This is a genomic window from Bartonella sp. HY038, assembly GCF_014117425.1.
In the GTDB taxonomy this organism is placed as follows: domain Bacteria; phylum Pseudomonadota; class Alphaproteobacteria; order Rhizobiales; family Rhizobiaceae; genus HY038.
In genome coordinates, this window is the sequence record NZ_CP059725.1 from 2,769,372 (window position 1) to 2,791,289 (window position 21,918).

General features: G+C 41.2%; 17 protein-coding genes. 7 read left to right on the top strand and 10 right to left on the bottom strand.

What is annotated here, in order from left to right; all coding sequences use genetic code 11:
* Positions 1 to 268: 268 nt before the first annotated feature.
* On the bottom strand, positions 269 to 1,510 hold the full coding sequence (locus H3299_RS11975) for a ubiquinone biosynthesis hydroxylase (protein WP_182417890.1): 1,242 nt from the start codon (positions 1,508 to 1,510) through the stop codon (positions 269 to 271).
* Between the two features lie 240 nt (positions 1,511 to 1,750).
* Between H3299_RS11975 and tesB the strand changes: the two genes are divergently transcribed.
* From tesB to H3299_RS11990, 3 genes are all read left to right on the top strand, one after another.
* Positions 1,751 to 2,611, top strand: a complete 861-nt coding sequence (gene tesB / locus H3299_RS11980) for an acyl-CoA thioesterase II (RefSeq protein WP_182417891.1) — start codon at positions 1,751 to 1,753, stop codon at positions 2,609 to 2,611.
* A gap of 380 nt (positions 2,612 to 2,991) precedes the next feature.
* Positions 2,992 to 4,128, top strand: a complete 1,137-nt coding sequence (nirK, locus tag H3299_RS11985) for a copper-containing nitrite reductase (RefSeq protein WP_182417892.1) — start codon at positions 2,992 to 2,994, stop codon at positions 4,126 to 4,128.
* A 399-nt stretch (positions 4,129 to 4,527) separates the two neighbouring features.
* A complete protein-coding gene (locus H3299_RS11990; protein ID WP_182417893.1) occupies positions 4,528 to 5,565 on the top strand; it encodes a DUF2125 domain-containing protein in 1,038 nt (345 codons plus the stop codon).
* Positions 5,566 to 5,695: 130 nt separating this feature from the next.
* Here the strand turns inward: H3299_RS11990 and H3299_RS11995 are convergent, their stop codons facing one another.
* Positions 5,696 to 7,147, bottom strand: coding sequence for an RtcB family protein (locus tag H3299_RS11995; protein WP_182417894.1), 1,452 nt, complete (start codon positions 7,145 to 7,147; stop codon positions 5,696 to 5,698).
* A gap of 485 nt (positions 7,148 to 7,632) precedes the next feature.
* Between H3299_RS11995 and H3299_RS12000 the strand changes: the two genes are divergently transcribed.
* Positions 7,633 to 8,130 carry a hypothetical protein gene (locus H3299_RS12000; RefSeq protein WP_182417895.1) on the top strand — a complete coding sequence of 166 codons (498 nt, stop codon included), beginning with the start codon at positions 7,633 to 7,635 and terminating at the stop codon, positions 8,128 to 8,130.
* Positions 8,131 to 8,191: 61 nt separating this feature from the next.
* Complete coding sequence (locus tag H3299_RS12005) at positions 8,192 to 9,382, top strand: NnrS family protein (protein ID WP_182417896.1); 1,191 nt, start codon at positions 8,192 to 8,194, stop codon at positions 9,380 to 9,382.
* A 10-nt stretch (positions 9,383 to 9,392) separates the two neighbouring features.
* Here the strand turns inward: H3299_RS12005 and H3299_RS12010 are convergent, their stop codons facing one another.
* A complete protein-coding gene (locus H3299_RS12010) occupies positions 9,393 to 9,869 on the bottom strand; it encodes a hypothetical protein (RefSeq protein ID WP_182417897.1) in 477 nt (158 codons plus the stop codon).
* Between the two features lie 164 nt (positions 9,870 to 10,033).
* Between H3299_RS12010 and H3299_RS12015 the strand changes: the two genes are divergently transcribed.
* Positions 10,034 to 11,710, top strand: a complete 1,677-nt coding sequence (locus H3299_RS12015; protein ID WP_182417898.1) for a formate--tetrahydrofolate ligase — start codon at positions 10,034 to 10,036, stop codon at positions 11,708 to 11,710.
* A 78-nt stretch (positions 11,711 to 11,788) separates the two neighbouring features.
* Here the strand turns inward: H3299_RS12015 and H3299_RS12020 are convergent, their stop codons facing one another.
* Positions 11,789 to 11,968 carry a Trm112 family protein gene (locus H3299_RS12020; protein WP_182417899.1) on the bottom strand — a complete coding sequence of 60 codons (180 nt, stop codon included), beginning with the start codon at positions 11,966 to 11,968 and terminating at the stop codon, positions 11,789 to 11,791.
* A gap of 11 nt (positions 11,969 to 11,979) precedes the next feature.
* Positions 11,980 to 12,672 carry an LON peptidase substrate-binding domain-containing protein gene (locus H3299_RS12025; protein WP_182417900.1) on the bottom strand — a complete coding sequence of 231 codons (693 nt, stop codon included), beginning with the start codon at positions 12,670 to 12,672 and terminating at the stop codon, positions 11,980 to 11,982.
* Between the two features lie 766 nt (positions 12,673 to 13,438).
* Between H3299_RS12025 and H3299_RS12030 the strand changes: the two genes are divergently transcribed.
* Complete coding sequence (locus tag H3299_RS12030) at positions 13,439 to 14,578, top strand: benzoate/H(+) symporter BenE family transporter (RefSeq protein WP_182417901.1); 1,140 nt, start codon at positions 13,439 to 13,441, stop codon at positions 14,576 to 14,578.
* A gap of 19 nt (positions 14,579 to 14,597) precedes the next feature.
* Here the strand turns inward: H3299_RS12030 and H3299_RS12035 are convergent, their stop codons facing one another.
* The 5 genes from H3299_RS12035 to H3299_RS12055 form a co-directional block, all read right to left on the bottom strand.
* Positions 14,598 to 15,428 carry a patatin-like phospholipase family protein gene (locus tag H3299_RS12035; protein ID WP_182417902.1) on the bottom strand — a complete coding sequence of 277 codons (831 nt, stop codon included), beginning with the start codon at positions 15,426 to 15,428 and terminating at the stop codon, positions 14,598 to 14,600.
* A 64-nt stretch (positions 15,429 to 15,492) separates the two neighbouring features.
* The gene (locus H3299_RS12040; RefSeq protein ID WP_246708074.1) at positions 15,493 to 16,821 is read right to left on the bottom strand and encodes a pitrilysin family protein; all 1,329 of its coding nucleotides are present in this window, start codon (positions 16,819 to 16,821) and stop codon (positions 15,493 to 15,495) included.
* A gap of 24 nt (positions 16,822 to 16,845) precedes the next feature.
* Positions 16,846 to 18,477 carry a pitrilysin family protein gene (locus H3299_RS12045; RefSeq protein WP_246708075.1) on the bottom strand — a complete coding sequence of 544 codons (1,632 nt, stop codon included), beginning with the start codon at positions 18,475 to 18,477 and terminating at the stop codon, positions 16,846 to 16,848.
* Between the two features lie 19 nt (positions 18,478 to 18,496).
* On the bottom strand, positions 18,497 to 19,060 hold the full coding sequence (gene rsmD / locus H3299_RS12050; protein ID WP_182417903.1) for a 16S rRNA (guanine(966)-N(2))-methyltransferase RsmD: 564 nt from the start codon (positions 19,058 to 19,060) through the stop codon (positions 18,497 to 18,499).
* The gene (locus H3299_RS12055; RefSeq protein WP_182417904.1) at positions 19,060 to 21,321 is read right to left on the bottom strand and encodes a pseudouridine synthase; all 2,262 of its coding nucleotides are present in this window, start codon (positions 21,319 to 21,321) and stop codon (positions 19,060 to 19,062) included. Before H3299_RS12055 ends, rsmD begins: the two co-directional genes overlap by 1 nt.
* Positions 21,322 to 21,918: the final 597 nt, after the last annotated feature.

Genomic DNA, 21,918 nt, shown 5'->3' on the forward strand with positions numbered 1-21,918 from the left:
AAATGATTATCAATCACCTAGGCAGATGTAAAGCCTGTAAATATATCATTTTATAAAGGGAAAAAGAAAAAGGCTGCGCGGGAGGAGATGCGCAGCCTTTCAATCTCGAATATGGCTTGGGAGGAGGAAGATGCCATATTCAGCATGGGCTCTTGGGAGGAGGAGTAGAGCCCAGTGACCATATGTATATTTCAAACGATTTAGTTTCACAACCAACAATAATGCATAGCTGACATGCACTAACCGCAAAAGGAATTTGAAACAGAATTTAAATTGCCTCACCTTTTAATAAACGGGGTGAATCATTGCTAAGACCCGACGCTTCTTTAATGAAATAATTTTTCAGCGCCGGCAAACGATCTACAACTCCAAGACCAAAGTCGCGAAGCGCCCGCAATGGCGTAAAATCATTAGAGAACATGCGGTTTAAAACATCGGTGGTAATGCCCATCCGCACAGTTTCATAACGACGCCAACGCTCGTAACGCTCCAATGCTGACATTGCGCCAATATCAAGTCCAAGGCGGGTAGTTTCAACAATAACTTCAGCAAGGGCAGCAACATCGCGGAAACCCAAATTTAGCCCCTGCCCTGAAATAGGATGAATACCATGGGCGGCATCGCCAGCCAATGCAAAGCGTGGACGAACAAAATCGCGCGCCAGAGTTAGACCAAAAGGAAAGCCGCGTTTTTCGCCTTCAAGGCGAATAGCACCCAAATGGTGACCAAAGCGCATTTCAAGCTCAGCCTCAAACACAATGTCATCACTTGCCAATAATTTCTTGGCATTTTCTTCTGACTCATTCCAAACTAGTGACGAGCGGTTGCCTTTAAGCGGCAAAATAGCAAAAGGTCCTGCGGGTAAAAAATGCTCCTCAGCACGGCCATTATGGGGGCGCTCATGTGATACGGTACACACAATACCAACTTGGCCGTAAGGCCAATAAAGCGTTTTAATACCAGCCTTATCACGCATTTTAGAGCGAACGCCGTCAGCCCCAACCAAAAGTTTTGATTGATAAACCTCACCATTATCAAGATAAATACGCACATGATTATCAAAGGTTTCAAAATTTTCAACCTTGACACCTTCATGAACAATAACCCCAAGCTCACTGGCTTTTGCATGTAACGACGCATTCAAATGCCTATTTTCCACCATATAAGCAAAGGGTTCACCAGGATTAACATCGCCTTCAAAAGTTAGAAAAATGGGACGCACCGGATCCGACAAGCGCGAATCTGTTATAACCATATCAGTGATAGGCTGAGAAAGTGGCAATACCTCTTGCCAGCAATTTAAATGGTCGAGCATACGCACTGCGGCAGCGGCAATAGCTGAAGCGCGAGGATCATTTTTCCATGCACCGGGTTTGCCTGCATCAATAATAACCACATTAAGCTGCGGCGCGGCTTTTTTTACTGCCACCGCCAGAGAAAGACCAACATATGCGCCACCTGCAATAACAAGATCGACATTTTTGCCATCAATGGATTGAGCCTTAGTCATCGTGGTTTTACTCCTGATCGGATCGTTTTTTGTCTTTCATTTGATTTTTCATAAAATCAAATGCGCCCACCATATTACTGTTCTTCACCAAGAATACAAGAAGAAGTGTATACCCAATGATTGACTCTGACTTTAATGCCGGTTTAAAAAATATTATAAGGGTTGAAATTATATAAACACGGCAAGTATGCGAATTGAACCTCGCCGATTTTCAAAGATTAAAAATGGGAGTTTAAGATCATGGTCAAACAGGTTGATGCACTTTTAAATATTCTCGATCTGGAAATGATTGATATTGATCTTTTTCGCGGTCAAAGTGGTACTTCCCTTTGGCAACGCGTTTTTGGTGGCCATGTGATTTCGCAATCCTTAGTTGCTGCACAAAACACGGTAGAAAGCACACGTTTTGTTCACTCTCTGCATGCTTATTTCATGCGACCTGGCGACCCAGAACACCCGATTATTTATCATGTAACCCGCTTGCGTGATGGCCGCAGCTTTTCAACACGCCATGTTATTGCCAGCCAAAATGGTAAACCAATCTTTACCATGACTGCATCCTTTCAGGTGGAAGAACAAGGCCTTGAACATTATATGGCAATGCCTGACAATGTGCCAATGCCCGAAGATATAAAGGATGACCCCAGCGCCAACCAAAAACTCATGGAAAAAATGCCCGAGGATATGCAACGTTATTGGCGTTGGGATCGGCCATTTGCGTTGCGCCCCGTTTCACTTGAGCATTATATTAGCGATGAAAAACTGCCGCCGCGTCATGGCGTTTGGGTAAAGCTATTTGATGAAATTCCACAAAATCCACAGTTAAATGCAGCAATGCTGGCCTATGTATCCGATACAACCATTCTTGACACTGCGCTTTTTGCCCATGGTCTTTCAATTACCGACCCATCAATTCAAGCCGCTAGCCTTGACCATGCGATGTGGTTTCACCGTCCATTTTCTTTTGATGACTGGTTATTTTATTATCAAGATAGCCCAAGTTCAAGTGGTGCGCGTGGGTTTAGCCGTGGCCTTATTTATGACCGCCAAGGTGTTTTGGTGGCCTCTGTTACGCAAGAAGGGCTTATTCGCAAAATCTAATTATTCTGTGCTCTAAACTTTAGCAAATGCAATTATGGGTAATGTTGAATTTCGTGAGACATTACCCATAAAAGCTATAAAACATTGAGCATTAAATTGATCGACAGGTAAAATTAAAACCAATTAATTTAATTTTTTCACCAAAAACCAAGATACATCGAAAAACCTAATGTATTTAATAGTGTAAATTTTACATAAGATAAGTTGCAGTTTTAATAAAGACAAAATTTCTCGATTAATTTTTTTAAATTTTAAAAAATTTATTTATATTTAAAAAACACTCAAAGCCTAAACCACTGTGTTTATTTGTTTTAAATCAATGTTTTTTTTAGCAGTTAGTATAATATTGACATTATAATAACTTTAAAGGATGCATCACTATGGTTAGGTTAAACAATATAAACCGACGCAATCTTTTAACCGGAGCTGCTGCAATTGGGGTCGTTGCACCAATTATTATTGATCGCGCCTTTGGACAAGATAATACCAATAAAGCAGATGTCAAAAATGAAGAAGACATTGCACATTTACCACGAAAAAAAATTGAACTTGTTGCACCTCCATTTGTGCATGCTCATGAACAAGCGACCAATAGCGGTCCTTGTATCATTGAAGTTACCATGACTTGTGAAGAAAAACTTATAACATTAGATGATCAAGGCACTAAGACTTGGGCAATGACATTTAATGGCTCAGTTCCAGGACCATTACTTGTTGTTCATGAAGGCGATTATGTTGAACTTACCCTTATAAATCCTGCAACCAACCTTTTAACCCATAATATTGATTTTCATGCTTCTACTGGTGCCATGGGCGGCGGGTCACTTACCCAAATTGCACCAGGAGAAAAAACAATTCTTCGTTTTAAGGCTGATAGAGCAGGCACATTTGTTTACCATTGCGCAGCACCTGGAATGGCTCCTTGGCACGTCACAAGCGGTATGAATGGTGCCATTATGGTGCTACCTCGCCAAGGCTTGAGTGACGGCAAAGGCACTAAGCTTCATTACGATAAAATTTATTATATCGGCGAACAAGATTTTTATATTCCCAAAGATAAAGATGGTAACTATAAAGAATATGAAAATATTACGGATAGTTACGAAGACACATTAAAGGTCATGAAAGGACTTATTCCTACTCATTTGGTTTTTAATGGTTCCGTTGGTGCTTTAACCGACAAAAATGCATTAACAGCATCGGTTGGCGAAACTGTTTTATTTGTACATTCTCAAGCAAATAGAGACACACGTCCACATTTAATTGGTGGGCATGGTGACTTTGTTTGGAACACAGGCAAATTTGCAAATATGCCCGAACGAAACATGGAAACATGGTTTATTCCAGGTGGTGCCGCAGGTGCAGCTCTCTATACGTTTAAACAACCCGGCACTTATGTCTATCTTAATCACAACCTTATAGAGGCGTTTGAACTTGGAGCTTTAGCACAAGTTAAGGTGACAGGCGAATGGAATAATGACTTAATGAAGCAAGTATTGCCAGCGACCGCCATTTAACCTGTTTTAGCACTCTTCATTTTAATGCAATATAGCCAGATTAGCGTGATTTAAATTCAAATCGCGCTAATCTGGTTTTTTGTTTTTTAAAGCTTTATTATCAGTGGCATTTTTTTGCTATTGATATTTTTAAATTTTGCGTACATCTATTGTACAAGGATTAATTAAATTGCAAAAATAATTATTTAATACTATAAGTTATTTAATATCATTATCGATATATTAATAAGAATTATTATAATTTTGAAATTTGGCATTTTAACACTTATTACCATTTTTAAAGCTTATTTAATTGTAAAGTTTAAAAGACCCTTGCAAATAAAAATACTTTAATTAATGATTGCATAAAAATTTTTAATAAATCATCTATTTATATAATTTTAAAGGAAATGAAGTTTTATGAACTTCCCAGAGAGCCCGCCAAAATCATGCACCCGCCCAGCCAAAAAGCGTTTCTGGCGCATTATTGGAAGCGTGGTTTTAGCGGTATTTGTTCTTTATAGCATTGCTTGGTATTTTTTATCAGCCCATGTGCAAAAAGTGATTGAGGAACGCCTTGCAGCTTCTGCTGATCGTGGCATGATTATTTATTGCGAAAATTTACATAAAACTGGTTTCCCCCTGCGCATTGGCAGCGCATGTGACAGTATTAACTATCAATGGCCAACAGCAGGCATTGCTATTTCGACCAATGGCTTTGTTGCAAGTGCCCCTATTTTTGCGCCACGTTGGCGCTTATTACAAGCAACCTCACCCGCCAATTTTGAAATACCCGGTCTGAAGCCGATTGGCGCAAATTGGCAAAGATTGCAAATCGATTCAGAATTAGAGCACGGCCATGTGAGCGAGTTAAACTTACGCATTGATCAACTTGAAATGCATAATTTTGATGACAATCGCCAAGAGATTGGACTTTTAAAAGCCGATTTTATCCGCCTCGTATCAAATATAGATAGCGCAGCAATGCATATTGATCTCACTTATGATCAATTAATCTTGCCGCTGTCGATTAGTGGCAACACCATAGTTTTACCAGCCATTAATGGTAAGATGATAATCAACCTTTATGAACCACAGCAATTGCTTCAGCCATCAATTGGTCCATGGAGTAATCGCTTACGCTCAATGCAGGGTAATATTGAAAATGCCAGCTTAGAATTTGAAGGTGGTGGCGCATTTAGCCTTTCGGGAAAGTTTAATTTTTCTCAAGATGGTTATCTTAATGGCAACTTTCAGATTGCTTTTATAAATACAATCGACCTAAGCCAGAAATTACGCACTATATTCCCAGCGCAATCATCCAATATTAGTAGTTTTTTCTTTGCTCTTAATTCACTTCCTAAAGATCAAAACGGCAATCCAATTGTTAATTTTAATGTAAAACACGGCGAAATTAGCGCGTTATTTTTCAAATTGGGACACATTCCTCCCGTTTAAATTGCATATACTTTTCATATAATTTTCAAGGAAACGAATAAAGGGCATTTACCTTCTACAAGTTAAATGCCCTAAATGCTTAAAAAACGCCTAATATGGGCTAAATCTTAATTTTCATTAGTTAGCAAACCTATCTCATTTCAAACGACGATGCTTGGTCGCGTTTTTGTTGTTTTTTGCGCCGCCATGGCGCATTGATCAAGCAATCACCCGCCATGATAGAGCCATAAGGGATTACTTCTTCAACAATATCGGCAAGGCCGTAATCCTTTATTTGCTGCTTTACTGCTGCCGCATTTTTATAGGCAGATGGTAATTCCGACACATCAGGATGACCTGAGAAAAAACGCACATCAAGCCCCTTTGTTTCACGCGCGATAATCTCTTTGAAATGCTGATCGCCAAGACTATTTTTATCGACATTAAACTCAGCACAAAGATTACGCACATGACCAGAGCGAGAAAAATTCCGCCCTGCCCCATGAGGTGAAAACCCTAAACCATGATCAGCATTGCTTCCACGCACAATCAAAATAGGCTCCGCCATGTTAAGCGGAATTATAGTTAAATCTGTAGCATCATGCGACCACGCCGAAAATGCTGGCGTTGCGCCTTTGGCGTGATAAAATAATCCATCACTTTTGCGGAAAACAAAATTATGCTCATTCCAAAAACGATCATTGACTTTAACACCAAGTACATCAGCTGCAAGATCGTGAATTGCAAAATGGTTTTCTTTGGTCCACTGCCGAATAATCTGCAAAGCAGACCAATAAGTCTCACCCTCAACACTATCGGCAGGAATCCACGCATTAATAGTTTGGGTTTTTGGCGAAAGTTCTTTGCGAAAACGATCAGCAACTTTCATACCCGTTTTATAAAGGCGAGCACCGGGGGCGCGTGAACCATGATGAGTTACCAAAACCGTTTCCCCAGTTGACTTTAACTGGCCAACATAAGCAAAATGATTGCCATCGCCTTGGGTTGCAAAATGTTCAATTGCAACACTTTGCTGCTTTTCAAGATAAATATTATCAGCAAAATCTTGCATGACCTTATCGCTTGGGCGAATTTGATTACCGCGCTCACGTCCACCTGGACCAAAATGGGTTACCTTATGTACTGCATTCAACAAATCTGCGGGTGCTACTCCTTTAAATACTGAAATAGCAAGCGAACAGCAAATATCAGCAGAATGCATACCGGGGTGGATGGCTTCAGATGCAACGATGCCACCAACTGGAATTTCACCAAAAGATCCAGTAGGACAAGCATCAGGCATGATGGCTGCCGCTTTTACCACTGGTGTCTCAATCAAAGACTTCATGGAAGCAATGACCTTATCGATATTTTCTTGCTCAAAATCATTTTCAGCACGAATATTAATATGAAGCGGTACATCACTTGCGTCTTGCAAGCCAATAGTTGGAAGAGGTGCAAAAGCAATAGCTGCAGCCAAGGCTTGCTCGCGAGTACCGCCTTCTTGTAAAATTGCGTTTCCTACTTCAAGCGCTTTTGCAAACCATTTTCCGCTTTGCTGCCCAGCTTCAATCAAATCTGTTCCAAATAATTTATTAGTCATTTTAAAATCCTTCTCATCGTAGCAAACACGATTTATATTTGCTTAAAGGCCAGAGACAAAAAATCATAACTCTGTACCAATTAATATTTTTTATAAATACAAGAACCGTGCCAAACTAACGAAACCATTTTAATTAACAAAAAATAAAAAATTAACTTATTGTTTTTAAAATAATTATTTATTTTAAGACAAAAATAAAATATAGAAAGAAGAACACAATACAAGCGACAAAAATATAAAATAATATAAATAATTAGAAAATATTATCGTAATTTTAGTCAATAAAATCTCTTTAATTAGAATGTAAATATTACTCTATCATGATAATAGAGATCATACACTTTGTTAAAAACAGCTATTCATAAATGCGCAAAATGCCGCAAGCGCAGGAATATTCATTTAAAAACTTGCCATTCAACTGCAGGCATTTTATGAACTAAAGGATCAAGAATTTATAAGGTCTGTGAGATATAAGGATCTGCATAATGTCCCAATATGAAAAAGAGAATGACCCGCGTTTTCCCAAAGGCAGCGTGCTTGCACCTTTTGCATTTATGGTACTGTTCATCTTATTTATTTATTCGCCTTTGCTTGTAGGGCTGCTTTTGCTCGCTCGATGGATCATCGATGCTAACAATTTAACATTTTTTCTCAATCTCGGCGCGTGGGGCGATCTATTGATGCTGTTCATCGTGACGGCAAGTTGGATTTTGATTGTTCTTGGCATTTCCATCATACCTTATCTGATCTTACGCTCAAAAGGGCAATTTATTTTGGCAGAAAAAGTGGCTGCGGTGATTAGAATATTATTATTCCACATCTTTGCATTTCCCTTTATTTGCTGGCGCATGGTTCGTAATAATTCGCCGATTTTACGTCGCCGCTATCGGCAAAAATTAAAGACCATGGTCAATGGTAAAAAAATGCAAGAGCGAAAAATGGAACGGCTTGCACGCATGCAAAACAAGTTGCGCTCAGTTTAGTGCTGAGCACGACACCTATAATTACAATTACATACTAAAATAAGGATAATCGAGGTAGATTATGGCAAGTTCAGCAGAGCAAATCCGCAAATGGCAAGGCCCCGCTATATTGAGCTATGGTTATCGACCGTTTTTCCTATTCTCGGCTATTTTAGCACTTTTCGCGCTTATTGCATGGATTTTTATCTATGCAGGCGTTATGGAACTTCCAATCGCCTTAGATCCTATATCATGGCACGCGCATAGCTTCATATTTGGTTATTTATGGGCAGTGGTTGCAGGCTTTTTATTAACTGCAGTACCAAATTGGACAGGTCGGCTACCAATTGTTGGATGGCGACTTATGGGACTATTTTCGCTCTGGCTTATTGGTCGCATCGCTATTTTTATTTCGCTTTATCTTCCCTATTGGGCAACAATTACGCTTGATCTTATTTTTCCTGTTGCACTTGCCTATGCAATTGGTCGCGAGATTATTACTGGCAAAAACTGGCGCAATTTAAAAATACTCATTCTTGTTGCCCTTTTAATTATTGCCAATTTGATTTTTGATTATCAAGCCCTTTATGAAGGCTATGGTGCTGGCGGTATTGGCGCACGTCTTGGTGTTGGCGTTGCCATCATGATGATTGCTGTCATTGGCGGCCGCGTTGTGCCAAGCTTCACTCGCAATTGGTTGGTGAAGCAAGGGCAAGACAACCTGCCCGCACCCCATGATAAAATTGATATAATTATTATTGTATTCACCGCATTAACTCTTATCACTTGGATTATTTTGCCTAGCAGTAAGATCACTGCTGTCTTTTGCCTCATTGCGGCCATTGCCAATTTTTATCGGCTGTATCGGTGGCGTGGTTGGCTAACTTTGGGTGAATCTTTGGTTTGGGTTCTCCACCTAGCTTTCTTTTTTATTCCTTGCGGTTTTTTAGCCATTGGCCTTGAAATATTTGGGTTTTTGCCCGGTGGAATTGCTCCTGTCCAGCATTTATGGATGGCAGGCGCGATAGGCCTTATGACGCTTGCCATCATGTCAAGGGCAAGTCTTGGTCATTCTGGCCGCGCACTTCATGCAACAAAATTTGTCACTAGCCTTTATATAGCGCTGTTCATTTCTGTTTTTTTACGGATGCTATCTGGTTTAATGGAAAATAACGTTTCCCTATTACACCTTTCGGCAACTTTATGGATTTTTGCTTTTGGTGGCTTTATCATTGCCTATTGGAACATTTTAACCAAGCCCAGATTGCAATAAAATACAATTTTTAACGGTTAACACTGGTAACATGACGAAGAGAGGCTTTTCTTTTAAGCCTCTTTTTTATTTTTTGAAGAAGTGAATCACAAACAGACGCTGCAAACATTGATAATAGACAATAGGGCAAACAAAAAACACAAGCTAAAAAATACGCATAATCTGTAGGATAATTAAAATAAGCAATACCTAACATAATAAGAAAACAACCGACAAGCATGATTAAAAAGCGCGTCACTTCATTTAACTTACCGGTTTTTATAGAATAAAATTTCAAACAAACAGCTAGCAATGCAACTGGCCCACCAATTATATAACCAATGCCTACTGCGAAACCTATTGCGATAAAAGATAATGCAATTCCCTCAAGACTAAAGCTTAAAAGTGGCACCACGGAAAAAAATACAATAAATGGTAATGTTCCAATCACTGGCCCAATCGCCATATAAATAAAAAACACCAAAAGATATTTTTTAAAATTTTTCATGATCTCCCCAATAAAACATGACCTATTTCTTTATCATTAGCAATAATCTAGTTTATAAATACTGATTAGCAAAGGGAATAGTATTCTAAGTGCGGGTATTATCCTATATAGTTTTTTTTCAACTATTTGAGTAATAAACAATCCTAATCTTAAAGGGACAGTTCATGAAGCAATTGAGTGATATTGAAATAGCACGCAGTGCTAATAAAAAAGCAATTGGTGACATTGCTGCAAAGATTGGACTGACCGCACAAGATATATTGCCCTTTGGTCATGATAAGGCAAAACTTACCAAAAATACGATTGAGAATTTGCCGCAGCGAGATAATTCTCATCTTATTTTAGTAACCGCCATTAACCCTACCCCGGCGGGAGAGGGTAAAACCACCACGTCAATTGGTATTGCTGATGGACTTAATGCTATTGGCAAAAAAGCAATGCTAGCCTTACGCGAGCCTTCCCTTGGTCCTTGCTTTGGCACGAAAGGCGGCGCTGCAGGCGGCGGCCATGCTCAACTTATTCCTATGGAAGATATTAATCTCCATTTCACAGGCGATTTCCATGCGATTACATCAGCGCATAATCTTCTAGCCGCATTAATCGATAATCATATTTATTGGGGCAATAGTTTGCAAATTGATAGCCGCCGTATCATGTGGCGCCGCGTTATGGATATGAATGAGCGGGCATTACGTGATATTGTTGTTGGTCTTGGCGGCGTAAGCAACGGCTTTAGCCATCAAAGTGGTTTTGACATTACGGTAGCTTCGGAAATCATGGCAATATTTTGCCTTGCTGAAAGCTTAGACGATTTGATGATTAGACTTGGTAATATTGTAGTTGCTTATAATTTCAATAAGGAACCAATTTACGCCCGTGATCTTGATGCGCAAGGGGCAATGGGGGTTTTGCTTAAAGATGCATTTTTACCAAATCTTGTACAAACGCTCGAAAATAACCCTGCCCTTGTCCATGGTGGGCCTTTTGCCAATATCGCCCATGGCTGCAACTCGGTTATTGCTACCAAAACCGCATTGAAACTTACTGACTACGTGGTGACAGAAGCAGGGTTTGGCGCAGATCTTGGTGCGGAGAAATTTCTCGATATTAAATGTCGCTTGGCAAAATTGCAGCCATCGGCCATTGTAATTGTGGCAACGATCCGCGCCCTTAAAATGAATGGCGGCATTGCTAAAGCTGATCTTAACCTTGAAAATGTGGAGGCTGTCCGCCTTGGCGCCGGCAATCTTATTCGCCACATCAATAATATGCAAAGCTATGGGGTACCAGTTATTGTTGCGATCAATCATTTTCATCAAGATAGCGATGAAGAAATTGACACTTTGCGCAGCATTGTCGAAAAATTGGGCGTTGATGCTATACCGTGCCGCCATTTTGAACTTGGATCAAAAGGCACGGTTGAAATTGCAGAAAAACTAGTAGCATTGATTGATACCCACCCTTCCAACTTCCATTTTCTTTATGAGGATAACATACCGCTTATTGATAAGATCAACAAAATTGTCACCGATATTTATGGTGGTGAAAAAGCAATTATCAGCGATAAAATTAAACAACAACTTTTAGAATATGAACAAGCAGGCTATGGTCATTTTCCTGTTTGTATGGCTAAAACCCAATACTCTTTCTCGGCTGATCCAAATTTGCGTGGTGCGCCTAGCGGTTTTGATATCCCTGTGCGAGAGATACGCTTAGCAGCTGGGGCGGGCTTTATTGTTGTTATATGCGGTGAAATCATGACTATGCCGGGGCTTCCCTCAAAGCCTGCAGCGGAGCATATTTATCTAGATAATCAAGGTGAGATTTGCGGTCTTTCTTAAGCACCGCATGATGAATTCCAATATAGGTTTTGGGAAATAGATTAAGAAATCTTACAAAATTGCAGCAGATAATTGCTATTATTTATCAAGAAGGCGTGCTTCTGATGCCAGCATGATTGGCACGCCATCACGAATTATATAAGCAAGGCGAGCTTTTTGTGAGATAAGCTCTTGCCTTGTTTCATCATATTCAAGCGTAGCACCCGTTAACGGGCAAACAAGAAGCTCTAACATTTTCCTGTCGGTATGAGAGGTCATGAAAAGCTCCTTTACTGCAACACACTATGCCTATTTGCATGATTATTGGAATTATGTCCCAAAATTGAACGTTCAGCAATGGCAATTAATGTTTCCGAACGTGTCTTCAAGTCTGGTGCTTCCAACAAAGCCTGTTTTTCCTCACCGCGAAAAGGAGCAAGGGTCGACATTGCATTGATCAATGTTTCGTTACTAGCTTCAAGTATAGTGTCCCAGTCTGCATCAATCTGGTTGAATTCCAAATAATCTTGAAATACTGATAAAAATGCATCGCGATTAATATCACTTTCTTGTTGGCCAGCAATAAGGTCATCAAAAAATGGCGATACCTTACAACGAAGGTAAGGTGAATCTGAGACAATCCTATTAGCAATGCGAAAGCGACAAACACCGTGCAATGAAATAAGAATATTACCATCACCAACTTCACTATAGCTCGTGATACGAGCGATACAGCCAACATCACAAAGACGTGTTCCGTTATCAAGAACGGAAATTTGTGATACATTATCCATTGCAGGTTGTACAAGACCAATAAGACGATTTGTTCTCATAGCTTCATCTGCAAGACGAATGTTCTGCGGCTCGTCAATCTGGACGGCTATAAAACCACCAGGAAGTAAAACAACAGATGCCAATGACAATATAGGCATATTCGTCGGAATATCTTGTGCTGTACGATAGAATGCGTTACCAGCCTGCATAATTTGCCCTTTCATTCCTTTAAATAATTAAGCAAGGCCCCCTTTAGAGACCTTAATATCGAAAAAGATCAAATTACAATCACTTTATGTAATAATATGCTTCGTAAATACAACCATTTAACTGGTTGATCTTCTTCACTTTAACAACGCATTGCATTGGAAGTTAGTTCCAGAAAATATTTGTGACAATTTTAAGATGACATAACAATAATTTAATATTTTTAATTATATATGTATATAATAACATTAATGATTTCGTGAATTCGTTTAACGAGCGTTAGTTCTGTCACAAAAAAAATGAAAAAACTTTTAAGCGCCGTAAATATTCCCAATCTGGAACAGGTTTCCATGTGGAAATTTAGTTTTTAAATCGATTTACATTGCGAATCAAATTAGGCGTTACGCCTATAAAACTATTAAAAAATTATAATATAATAAATATCAAATACAATAATTCAAATCACAATCTTGTTAATTTATCCATATACCAATAACGGTAAATATGCTTGCTGTTATCAAGCCATATGCTAACAATACGCAATTGAGGAACATTGTCACTTTCAACACCTATTCTTAAAGTAATCGCTTACACAGCTTTAAAACTTAGATTTGTAGCGATTATTATAAGCTCTCAGGACTTGATTATATTAAAAGGCCGACAAAAGCGTTATAAACGAGCAAGAAATTAGGAAATATTACTCTGTTTGGGTGACGATAAGCCAAACCAATCATAGCGATAGTAACCGCTAAACCAGGAGAAAATGCATTGCGTCTATCACATATAAGTGCAGGCTTCATTGCAGCAATTGTCGGCTTTGGCGGTACTTTGGCCATTTTAATCCATGCTGCAACAATTGTCGGTGCTTCTCCAAGCCAAATCATTAGCTGGGTTAGTGCCGTCTGCCTTTCTATTGCTTTATCATCGCTTTTTTTATCTTGGCGCTACCGCATACCGATCATCACCGCTTGGTCAACACCAGGCCTTGCCTTGATTGGCGCAACATCAGGTTATGACATGGCACAGGCGAGCGGTGCATTTATATGTTGTGCTCTTGCTATTATGCTTACAGCCTTCATCAAACCCTTATCGCTTGCCCTTAATCATATACCTGCCGGTATTTCTTCAGGCATGCTTGCAGGAGTTTTACTCAGCTTTATTATAAAAGCCATGGCCTTAATGAGTAGTGATGCCGCCTTTGTATTACCACTTATTATTCTATTTTTTGTGGTTCGGCGCTTTCAGCCATCTTTTGCAGTGCTCATTGTTTTAATTGCAGGCCTTATCTATGCTAGCATTAGCGATAACATTAATACCATACCACCATTGCAATTATCTTCGCTTGAATTTAGCATACCAAGCTTCCAATGGAATGCGCTTATCGGTCTTGCGCTCCCACTTTATCTCGTTACCATGGCATCGCAAAATCTTCCAGGCTTTGCTGTCTTACGTGCTAGCGGATATGAGCCTCCCGTCAAATCTTGCCTTAGTATAACTGGTGTCTTTTCGCTTATTTCGGCATTTTTATGTGCCTCATCCACCAATCTTGCCGCTATTTCAGCGGCAATTTGTACCGGCAGAGATGCAGGAAAAGACCCTAAAACAAGATGGTACTCCGGCATTGCCTATGCTGGATTTTATTTGATCTTTGCCATTTTTAGTGCATCACTCGTTTCTGTTTTTGCATCCCTACCAGCCACCCTTATCGTCCTTATATCTGGCCTTGCTCTTTTAGGTGCTTTTAGCGGTGCGTTAACCCAAGCACTCGTTATTGATCGCCAACGCATTGCTGCTATTATAACCTTTGCAATAACCGCATCCAATATCTCAATATTTAGCATTGGTGCGCCGTTTTGGGCCTTAATGGCTGGTCTGATCATCTATATTATTGGCGAGCCAAAGCATTAGTTTCATCCTTATTGCGCACTTAATCAAAAAGCGTAGCAATCTGCCGTTTTGCTTCTTCCTTATAGGGTATGACTCGATCGAGGATTTTTTTTGCGCTCATAAAGTCAAGGACGTAAATACCAGCAACTGGCGGCACAAGAACAAGGTCGGGTTTTACGGCTAAAAACCGCGTATTCATTAACGAGCGCTGTGAAATCATATTAGCCGCAAACAAGGTTTCAAGGGTTGATGGCTTTTTATCCATATGAAGGTTTTCTTCAAAACCTATAATATCAATGGCAATTATCTTATCAACATCATCGCCAATACAATCGACTGGAACAGGATTGCAAACCGCGCCATCTACGAGCAAATAACCATCACGACGCACCGGTGCAAATATACCCGGCAATGCAGCTGACGCTGAAATGGCGGAGCGTAAATCACCATCATTCATCACCACCATTTCGCCTGATAGAATATCGGCTGCAACAACCGATAAAGGGATTTGTAATTGCGCAAAATCAAAAGGCACACAATCGGGCAAAAAGCCCCGCAATATCTCCTCAAGGCTAAATTGTGATAATCTTAAACCACGCCGCCGTAATTCCTGAAAACTCATTGGGCGAATAGACCATAGAGTTGCAGCAACATCACCAACCTTGCTAAAGGTTTTTAAAAAATAATCTTGTAAATCTGCGCCGCTCATACCACTCGCAAGCGCCGCCCCAACCAAGCCACCAATAGATGTTCCAGCAATGCGCGCAGGCTTTAAACCAAGTTCTTCCATAGCCATGATGATAGGAATATGCCCCATCCCTCTTGCGCCGCCACCACCTAATGCTAGCCCAATTCTTTCACTGCTCGACATATAAACCCCATTAAATAGCGAATAATAAAAAATAAAAAACCCGCCTTTTACAGCGGGTTTTTTATTAATTTTTCATAGGTCCAACAACAAGTAATGCTGGTTCATCTTTAAAAATCTTTTTTGCAACCTCGTGAACATCATCCAAAGTTACCCCATTGATCAAATCTGCACGTTTTTCAATGTAGTCAATCGGCAAATTTTCTTGCTGAAGACCTACCAAAACCGATGCAATCGACGATGAAGAAGAAAGATTATTCACCGCATAAGACCCAACCACAAAACTCTTGGCATTTTTTAGTTCATCTGCAGTAATATTATTCTCAACCAGATTTTTAATCTCGTTGCGGATTGTTTTTAACGATTCTTCGGCCTTTTCGGCCCGCGTTGCGGTTGAAATCATCAGCGCTTCGGCATGATCATAATTGACAAGACTACTTGATACACCATAAGCGAGACCACGCTTATCACGTACCTCGGCAAATAGCCGCGACGTCAAACCAGAGCCGCCAAGAATATCATTCATAAGATATGCTGCAAAAAAATCCTTATCTGAACGCTTTATACCAGGATAAACCAAAGCCAGTGTTGTTTGCGGCAAGTCATAATTAACATTGGTCATGCCACCAAGCTGCAATTTTGCATCAGGAATTTCAATCAAAGTTGCCTTTTCTGGTAAATCCCCAAATAATTTATCTACCAATTCACCTGCTTGTTGTTCATTAATCGGGCCAACAAGCCCAATTTTTAGATTATCGCGTGCCAAAATATTTTTATGAGCCGCAATAATATCATCGCGATTAATCTTGGCTAAACTGTCAAGCGTCCCTTCACCTCGGCGGCTATAGGGATGTTTGCCATAGAGCATTGCATTGAATTTATTTTGGCCAATGGTCATTGGATCGCGCTCAGAGCCTTTAATAGACGTAACAATCTGCTCACGAATACGATCAATTGCATCTTGGTCAAAACGTGGTTTATCGAGCGCCAATTTCAAAAAATTAATCGCTTCATCGCGATTTTGCGCCAAAACCCGTAAAGAGCCACTTATTTTATCTCTATTTGCATCAAAAGCGATATCTGCGCCAATATCATCAAGCTTTGCCTGATATTCAAGCGAAGTAAGATCCCCGGCCCCCTCGTCGAAAAGGCCGCTCATCAAATTGACTAGTCCTTCTTTGCCCTCAGGATCTTGTGTTGTACCACCAACCCAAGAAAATTGTAAGGCAACAAGCGGCACGCTTTGATCTTCCACTAGCCATAATTTGATACCTTTTGGCGAGGTAACTTCCTTAATTTCAATAGCATGAGCAGAAAACGCTGAAAATACAACAAAGCAACAGCCAATTATGACAGATAGATAATTCAAAAAACTATTTTTAAATTTATTTTTCATCGGAATATCCCTTATTGCCAAAAGCTATTGCTGTTCGCTCTCATCAGTGCCCATGGCAGGTGTCGCTGACGTTGCATCTTCACGAGGTTTTTCACCTTTTGGTGGCAATAAGTAACTGACAACCCCCTTATCTCCATCAAGATAGGCTTTGGCCGCTTCTTTAATTGCCTCGGGAGTTACCTTTTTAAGTCGCTCTGGCCATTCATGGATCGTTTCCAATGTTTGCCCAGTTGATAAGGCTGCTCCATAAATATTGGCAAGCCCTGATGGACTATCTTGGGAATAGATAATGGCTCGGATAAACCGCTCACGAGCTTGATTAAGTTCAGCCTCGCTTACGCCGTTCTTGGCAATATCAGCAATGACTTCATTAATCTCACTTTGTAATTCTTCAAGAGTGTTATTGTTGCGCGGCATAGCATAAACATAGAATATGCCATCATCAACACTTACACCACTATAGCCACTACCAACCGATGCCGCCTTGCCTTCTTGCACCACAAATTTAGTATAAAGGCGCGAGCGTTGTGATCCACCTAAAATCTCACCAAGAAGATCCAAGGCTTCAGCCTGTCCAGTTTTGGCGTTATTATAGGACGGCACAACCCATAAATGCTGGAAACTTTCATTGCTAACGCGCGGATCGCGCATCGTCACAACGCGCTGCGTGCGGCTAACTGGCTCTTGTGGGCGAATACGCTTTTGGGGTGGGCTTGAGCGTTTTTCTAACTTGCCAAAAGTTGCAAGGCTCAATTCACGCGCTTTTTCAGGCGTGATATCGCCCGCTAAAATGAGCGTTGCATTATTAGGGGTATAAAATTTATGATAGAAGTTAATCGCATCTTCGCGGCTTAAAGCTTCCATTTCCTGCTTCCAGCCAATAACTGGATTATGATAGGGACTATTTAAAAATAAGGTTGCTCGACTTTCTTCCGATAGCATTGCAGCAGGGCTGTTATCGGTACGCATGCGCCGCTCCTCAATGATAACCTGACGCTCCGATGTAATATCATCTTCACTTAGAACGAGGTTCAACATGCGATCAGCTTCGCGCTTCATCATTTCTTCGATATATTGCGACGCAACACTTTGGAAATAGGCGGTGTAATCATAAGAGGTAAAAGCATTTTGCTGGCCACCAAGACGCGAAATAGTCTGGTTGAACTCATCTCCTGGATAGGTCTTCGTGCCCTTAAACATTAAATGCTCTAGGAAATGGGCAATGCCTGTCGTACCCGGATTTTCATCCGCTGATCCAGCGCGATACCAAACCATTTGGGTGATGACGGGTGCGCGATGATTAGGTAAAACAATAACCTGCAACCCATTTTCAAGGGTAAAACGATAAGCATCACCGATTTTTTCAATATCTGGTAAAACCTGTTGAGATTGATCAGATTGACTTGGCTCAGTTTGTTGATTGGTTTCAACTGCATTTGGCGCGTTCTCAACCAAAGGTGCGGTGCTAGATGGTGCACCCGTTGCCGGTTCGTTTACCTGACTTATTCTATCACTTTGCTGCCCCAAAATAGGATTATTAACGGTATTTGCAGCAATGGTTAATGGTGCATTTATACTGCTTGCTAGAGCTGTTGAGGCACCAAGAGATAGTGCCATAAACGCGGTTAGAGCAAGTTTGGTAAATTTTCCCGACACGCTTTACCTCTTTTTAAAACTAACTAATTTGCATAAATTCATAAAGTCGAATGACCGTATTGCCATAGCCACGTTCATCAACCAACCGAAAATTGGCTGGCAAACTTACAATTGCTTCCTTTGTTTCTTCAAGCACAATAATGGCATCATTATGAAGCCAGCCACCTTCCATTGCACTAACAAAGGCCTTTTCGCCTAAACCTTTACCATAAGGTGGATCGGCAAAAACCAGATGAAAAGGCTGCATCGTACCAATTTCGCCAAGCTGTGTTGCATCTCGGCGCAAAATACGCGCTGAACCTGTTAAAGCAAATTCTTCTATATTTTTTTGGATAAGGCCGCGCCCTTCAACCGATTGCTCGACAAAAACACTCGCTTTCGCTCCGCGTGACAGCGCTTCAAAACCCAAAGCGCCTGTGCCTGCAAATAAATCAAGCACGCGCTTTCCTTCAAAATTGAAGGAAAGCCCATGATTTAAAATATTAAAAAGACTTTCGCGTGTACGATCAGTAGTTGGGCGAATATCATGCCCCTTAGGAGTGGCAAGAGACCTGCCACTCAAACGACCTGCGACGATACGCATTATTTATTATCTCCACCATGCGGCCTTGAACGAGGTCCATCACTTTTATAGGGACGACCACCGCTTGGGCGCGATGATTTATCAAAAGACTTATTACCGCCAAATGATTTACCACCATTTGATGAACGGCGATCGCCACCACCGCTACGATTGTCACCATCGCGGTTAAAACTTGGACGACGATCTCCGCCACTACGGTTTTCACCGCTACGATTACCACCATCACGGTTATAGCTTGGGCGACGATCTCCGCCATTACGGTTTTCGCCGCTGCGATTACCACCATCACGGTTATAGCTTGGGCGACGATCTCCGCCATTACGGTTTTCGCCGCTACGATTATCACCATCACGGTTATAGCTTGGGCGACGATCTCCGCCACTACGGTTTTCGCTGCTGCGATTACCACCATCACGGTTAAAGCTTGGGCGACGATCTCCGCCACTACGGTTTTCGCTGCTGCGATTACCACCATCACGGTTATAGCTTGGGCGACGATCTCCGCTACTACGGTTTTCGCTGCTGCGATTACCACCATCACGGTTATAGCTTGGGCGACGATCTCCGCCACTACGGTTTTCGCCGCTGCGATTACCACCATCACGGTTAAAACTTGGACGACGTTCTCCACCACCACGGTTTTCACCGCTACGATTACCACCATCACGGTTATAGCTTGGGCGACGTTCTCCACCACCACGGCTTTCGCCGCTGCGATTATCGCCATCGCGGTTAAAGCTTGGGCGACGATCTCCGCCACTACGGTTTTCGCTGCTGCGATTATCACCATCTCGATTAAAACGTGGACGACGATCATCACCACTGCGACCGTCTCTTGCACGATTTTCACCGTCACGCGGATAGGTTTTTTCAATACGTGTCTTTGTAGGGCGGGCACCTGGCGCCATCCAAACATTAACGGAGCGATTTTTACGTTTTTCGTTTACGTCAGGCTTATCACCTTCTGCACCCTTTGCGCCAAATCCTTTATCTTTAAAATCTTTGCCTTTAAAGCCTTTATCCTTGAAGCCCTTATCACCAAAAGAACGCTTTTCGCGTGGCTCTGAAAATTTGCTATCGCCACGATCACGGGAAAAACCACGATCCCCTCGCTCGCCCCTGTCACCACGGTCGTCTTTGCCAAAACGCCCCTTAAAACCACCTCTGCGCGGTGCTGGTGCATCTGATGAAGCAATCCAACCCTCATCATCACTATTTGCGGATGAATTACTTGCGCTAGACACAGGCTTGTTAGAAAACGGATTTAAAACAGGGCCATCAAAGTCGGCATTGGCTTCTTCAATCAAACGATCGCCTAATTGATCGCGCAATGTGCGCCCCTTCACTTCAAGAACCATTCCGGTTTCTAATTCACCAAGCTGGAATGGGCCAAAAGAAATGCGGATAAGACGCGTAACACTCAAACCGAGTGAGCCAAGAATATTTTTAACTTCGCGGTTTTTACCTTCGCGCAATGACACAGCAAGCCAAAGATTGCTGCCCTGCTCGCGCTCAATCGTTGCTTCAACAGCGCCGTAGAAAACGCCATCAACGGCCACACCGTTTTTAAGTCCATCAAGCTGTGCTTGGGTTACACTACCATGAACGCGCACGCGATAGCGGCGCACCCATCCGGTTGCTGGCAATTCAAGAACGCGCGCAAGACCACCATCATTGGTGAGCAAAAGCAAACCTTCAGTATTAATATCCAAACGGCCAACTGATAATACACGCGGCATTTCTTCAGGTAAATTATCAAATACTGTTGAACGCCCCTCAGGATCACGGTTAGTTGTCACTAAACCAGCAGGCTTATGATAAAGCCAAAGGCGAGTGCGTTCTGCCTGTTGCAAAGGACGGCCATCAACCTTGATAACATCGGTTTTTGTAACATTAACTGCAGGACTATCAAGCACCTTGCCGTTAACTGATACGCGGCCCGCAGCAATCATGCTTTCGGCTTCACGACGCGAAGCAATGCCAGCACGCGCTAGTCTTTTGGCTATGCGTGAACCGCCATCATCTTCTTCGGCTACATGCACAGTGCTCTTCTTGTCAAAATCACGCTTGCCAAAACCATTAGCATCGCGGCTCCGCCCTGCACCAAAGCTGCCAGAACGCTCATTATCTTTTCCAAAACGACTTCCACCTGGCTTTCTAAAACCACGGTCCTCAGACTTATTAAAAGAAGGCTTGCCTTCATCACGACCTTTTCCACGTGAAAAAGGTGGCTTACGCCCCTCATGACCATTGTCATTCATATATATAATACCTCAAATACAGCACGTAATCACTACGTCAAGTTAGTTCTATTCTTGTCTTCGAACGGGGATGGAACAAACGAATTTGCAAGTTTTACAAATCCAGTCAGTCGATTGGAATTTTACGCAGCCAAAATCATTATAAATTACCAACTAAACCCATTTGTCAACTGACATTGGTTTTTTAAGTATATTCTAAAAAAACGATCATCAATGACCAATACAGGTAGTATCAATTTATTTTGATGAGATCTGCTTTCACTCTAAAGCTAGCATCCTATGGAACAAAATGCTATAACCCTTTGCTCTTGCCATTGAAAGTAACACAAATTAAAAAAATCACCAATAGCACCGAGCACAATCAATTAAATTTTGTCAATTATTATCAGCTTTGTTCGATCAACAATGTGCAAACTGTTTTGCCTAAAATAGCATTCAGCAAAATTATTTAAATTGATCGTGACGATTTTTAATTTTTGTTTATTGATGCAATATAGTTAAACGGACTTCTAAACCTAAGCAAAAAAAGATAATAACGAAATTGAACAATAAAAAACCCGCTTGATCGCTCAAGCGGGTTTTTTATAAAATAATATA

Coding starts and splice junctions, on each gene's coding strand:
- H3299_RS11975 (WP_182417890.1), bottom strand. CDS start 1,510: ATGACTAAGGCTCAATCCATTGATGGCAAAAATGTCGATCTTGTTATT.
- tesB (WP_182417891.1), top strand. CDS start 1,751: ATGGTCAAACAGGTTGATGCACTTTTAAATATTCTCGATCTGGAAATG.
- nirK (WP_182417892.1), top strand. CDS start 2,992: ATGGTTAGGTTAAACAATATAAACCGACGCAATCTTTTAACCGGAGCT.
- H3299_RS11990 (WP_182417893.1), top strand. CDS start 4,528: ATGAACTTCCCAGAGAGCCCGCCAAAATCATGCACCCGCCCAGCCAAA.
- H3299_RS11995 (WP_182417894.1), bottom strand. CDS start 7,147: ATGACTAATAAATTATTTGGAACAGATTTGATTGAAGCTGGGCAGCAA.
- H3299_RS12000 (WP_182417895.1), top strand. CDS start 7,633: ATGTCCCAATATGAAAAAGAGAATGACCCGCGTTTTCCCAAAGGCAGC.
- H3299_RS12005 (WP_182417896.1), top strand. CDS start 8,192: ATGGCAAGTTCAGCAGAGCAAATCCGCAAATGGCAAGGCCCCGCTATA.
- H3299_RS12010 (WP_182417897.1), bottom strand. CDS start 9,869: ATGAAAAATTTTAAAAAATATCTTTTGGTGTTTTTTATTTATATGGCG.
- H3299_RS12015 (WP_182417898.1), top strand. CDS start 10,034: ATGAAGCAATTGAGTGATATTGAAATAGCACGCAGTGCTAATAAAAAA.
- H3299_RS12020 (WP_182417899.1), bottom strand. CDS start 11,968: ATGACCTCTCATACCGACAGGAAAATGTTAGAGCTTCTTGTTTGCCCG.
- H3299_RS12025 (WP_182417900.1), bottom strand. CDS start 12,672: ATGCAGGCTGGTAACGCATTCTATCGTACAGCACAAGATATTCCGACG.
- H3299_RS12035 (WP_182417902.1), bottom strand. CDS start 15,428: ATGTCGAGCAGTGAAAGAATTGGGCTAGCATTAGGTGGTGGCGGCGCA.
- H3299_RS12040 (WP_246708074.1), bottom strand. CDS start 16,821: ATGAAAAATAAATTTAAAAATAGTTTTTTGAATTATCTATCTGTCATA.
- rsmD (WP_182417903.1), bottom strand. CDS start 19,060: ATGCGTATCGTCGCAGGTCGTTTGAGTGGCAGGTCTCTTGCCACTCCT.
- H3299_RS12055 (WP_182417904.1), bottom strand. CDS start 21,321: ATGAATGACAATGGTCATGAGGGGCGTAAGCCACCTTTTTCACGTGGA.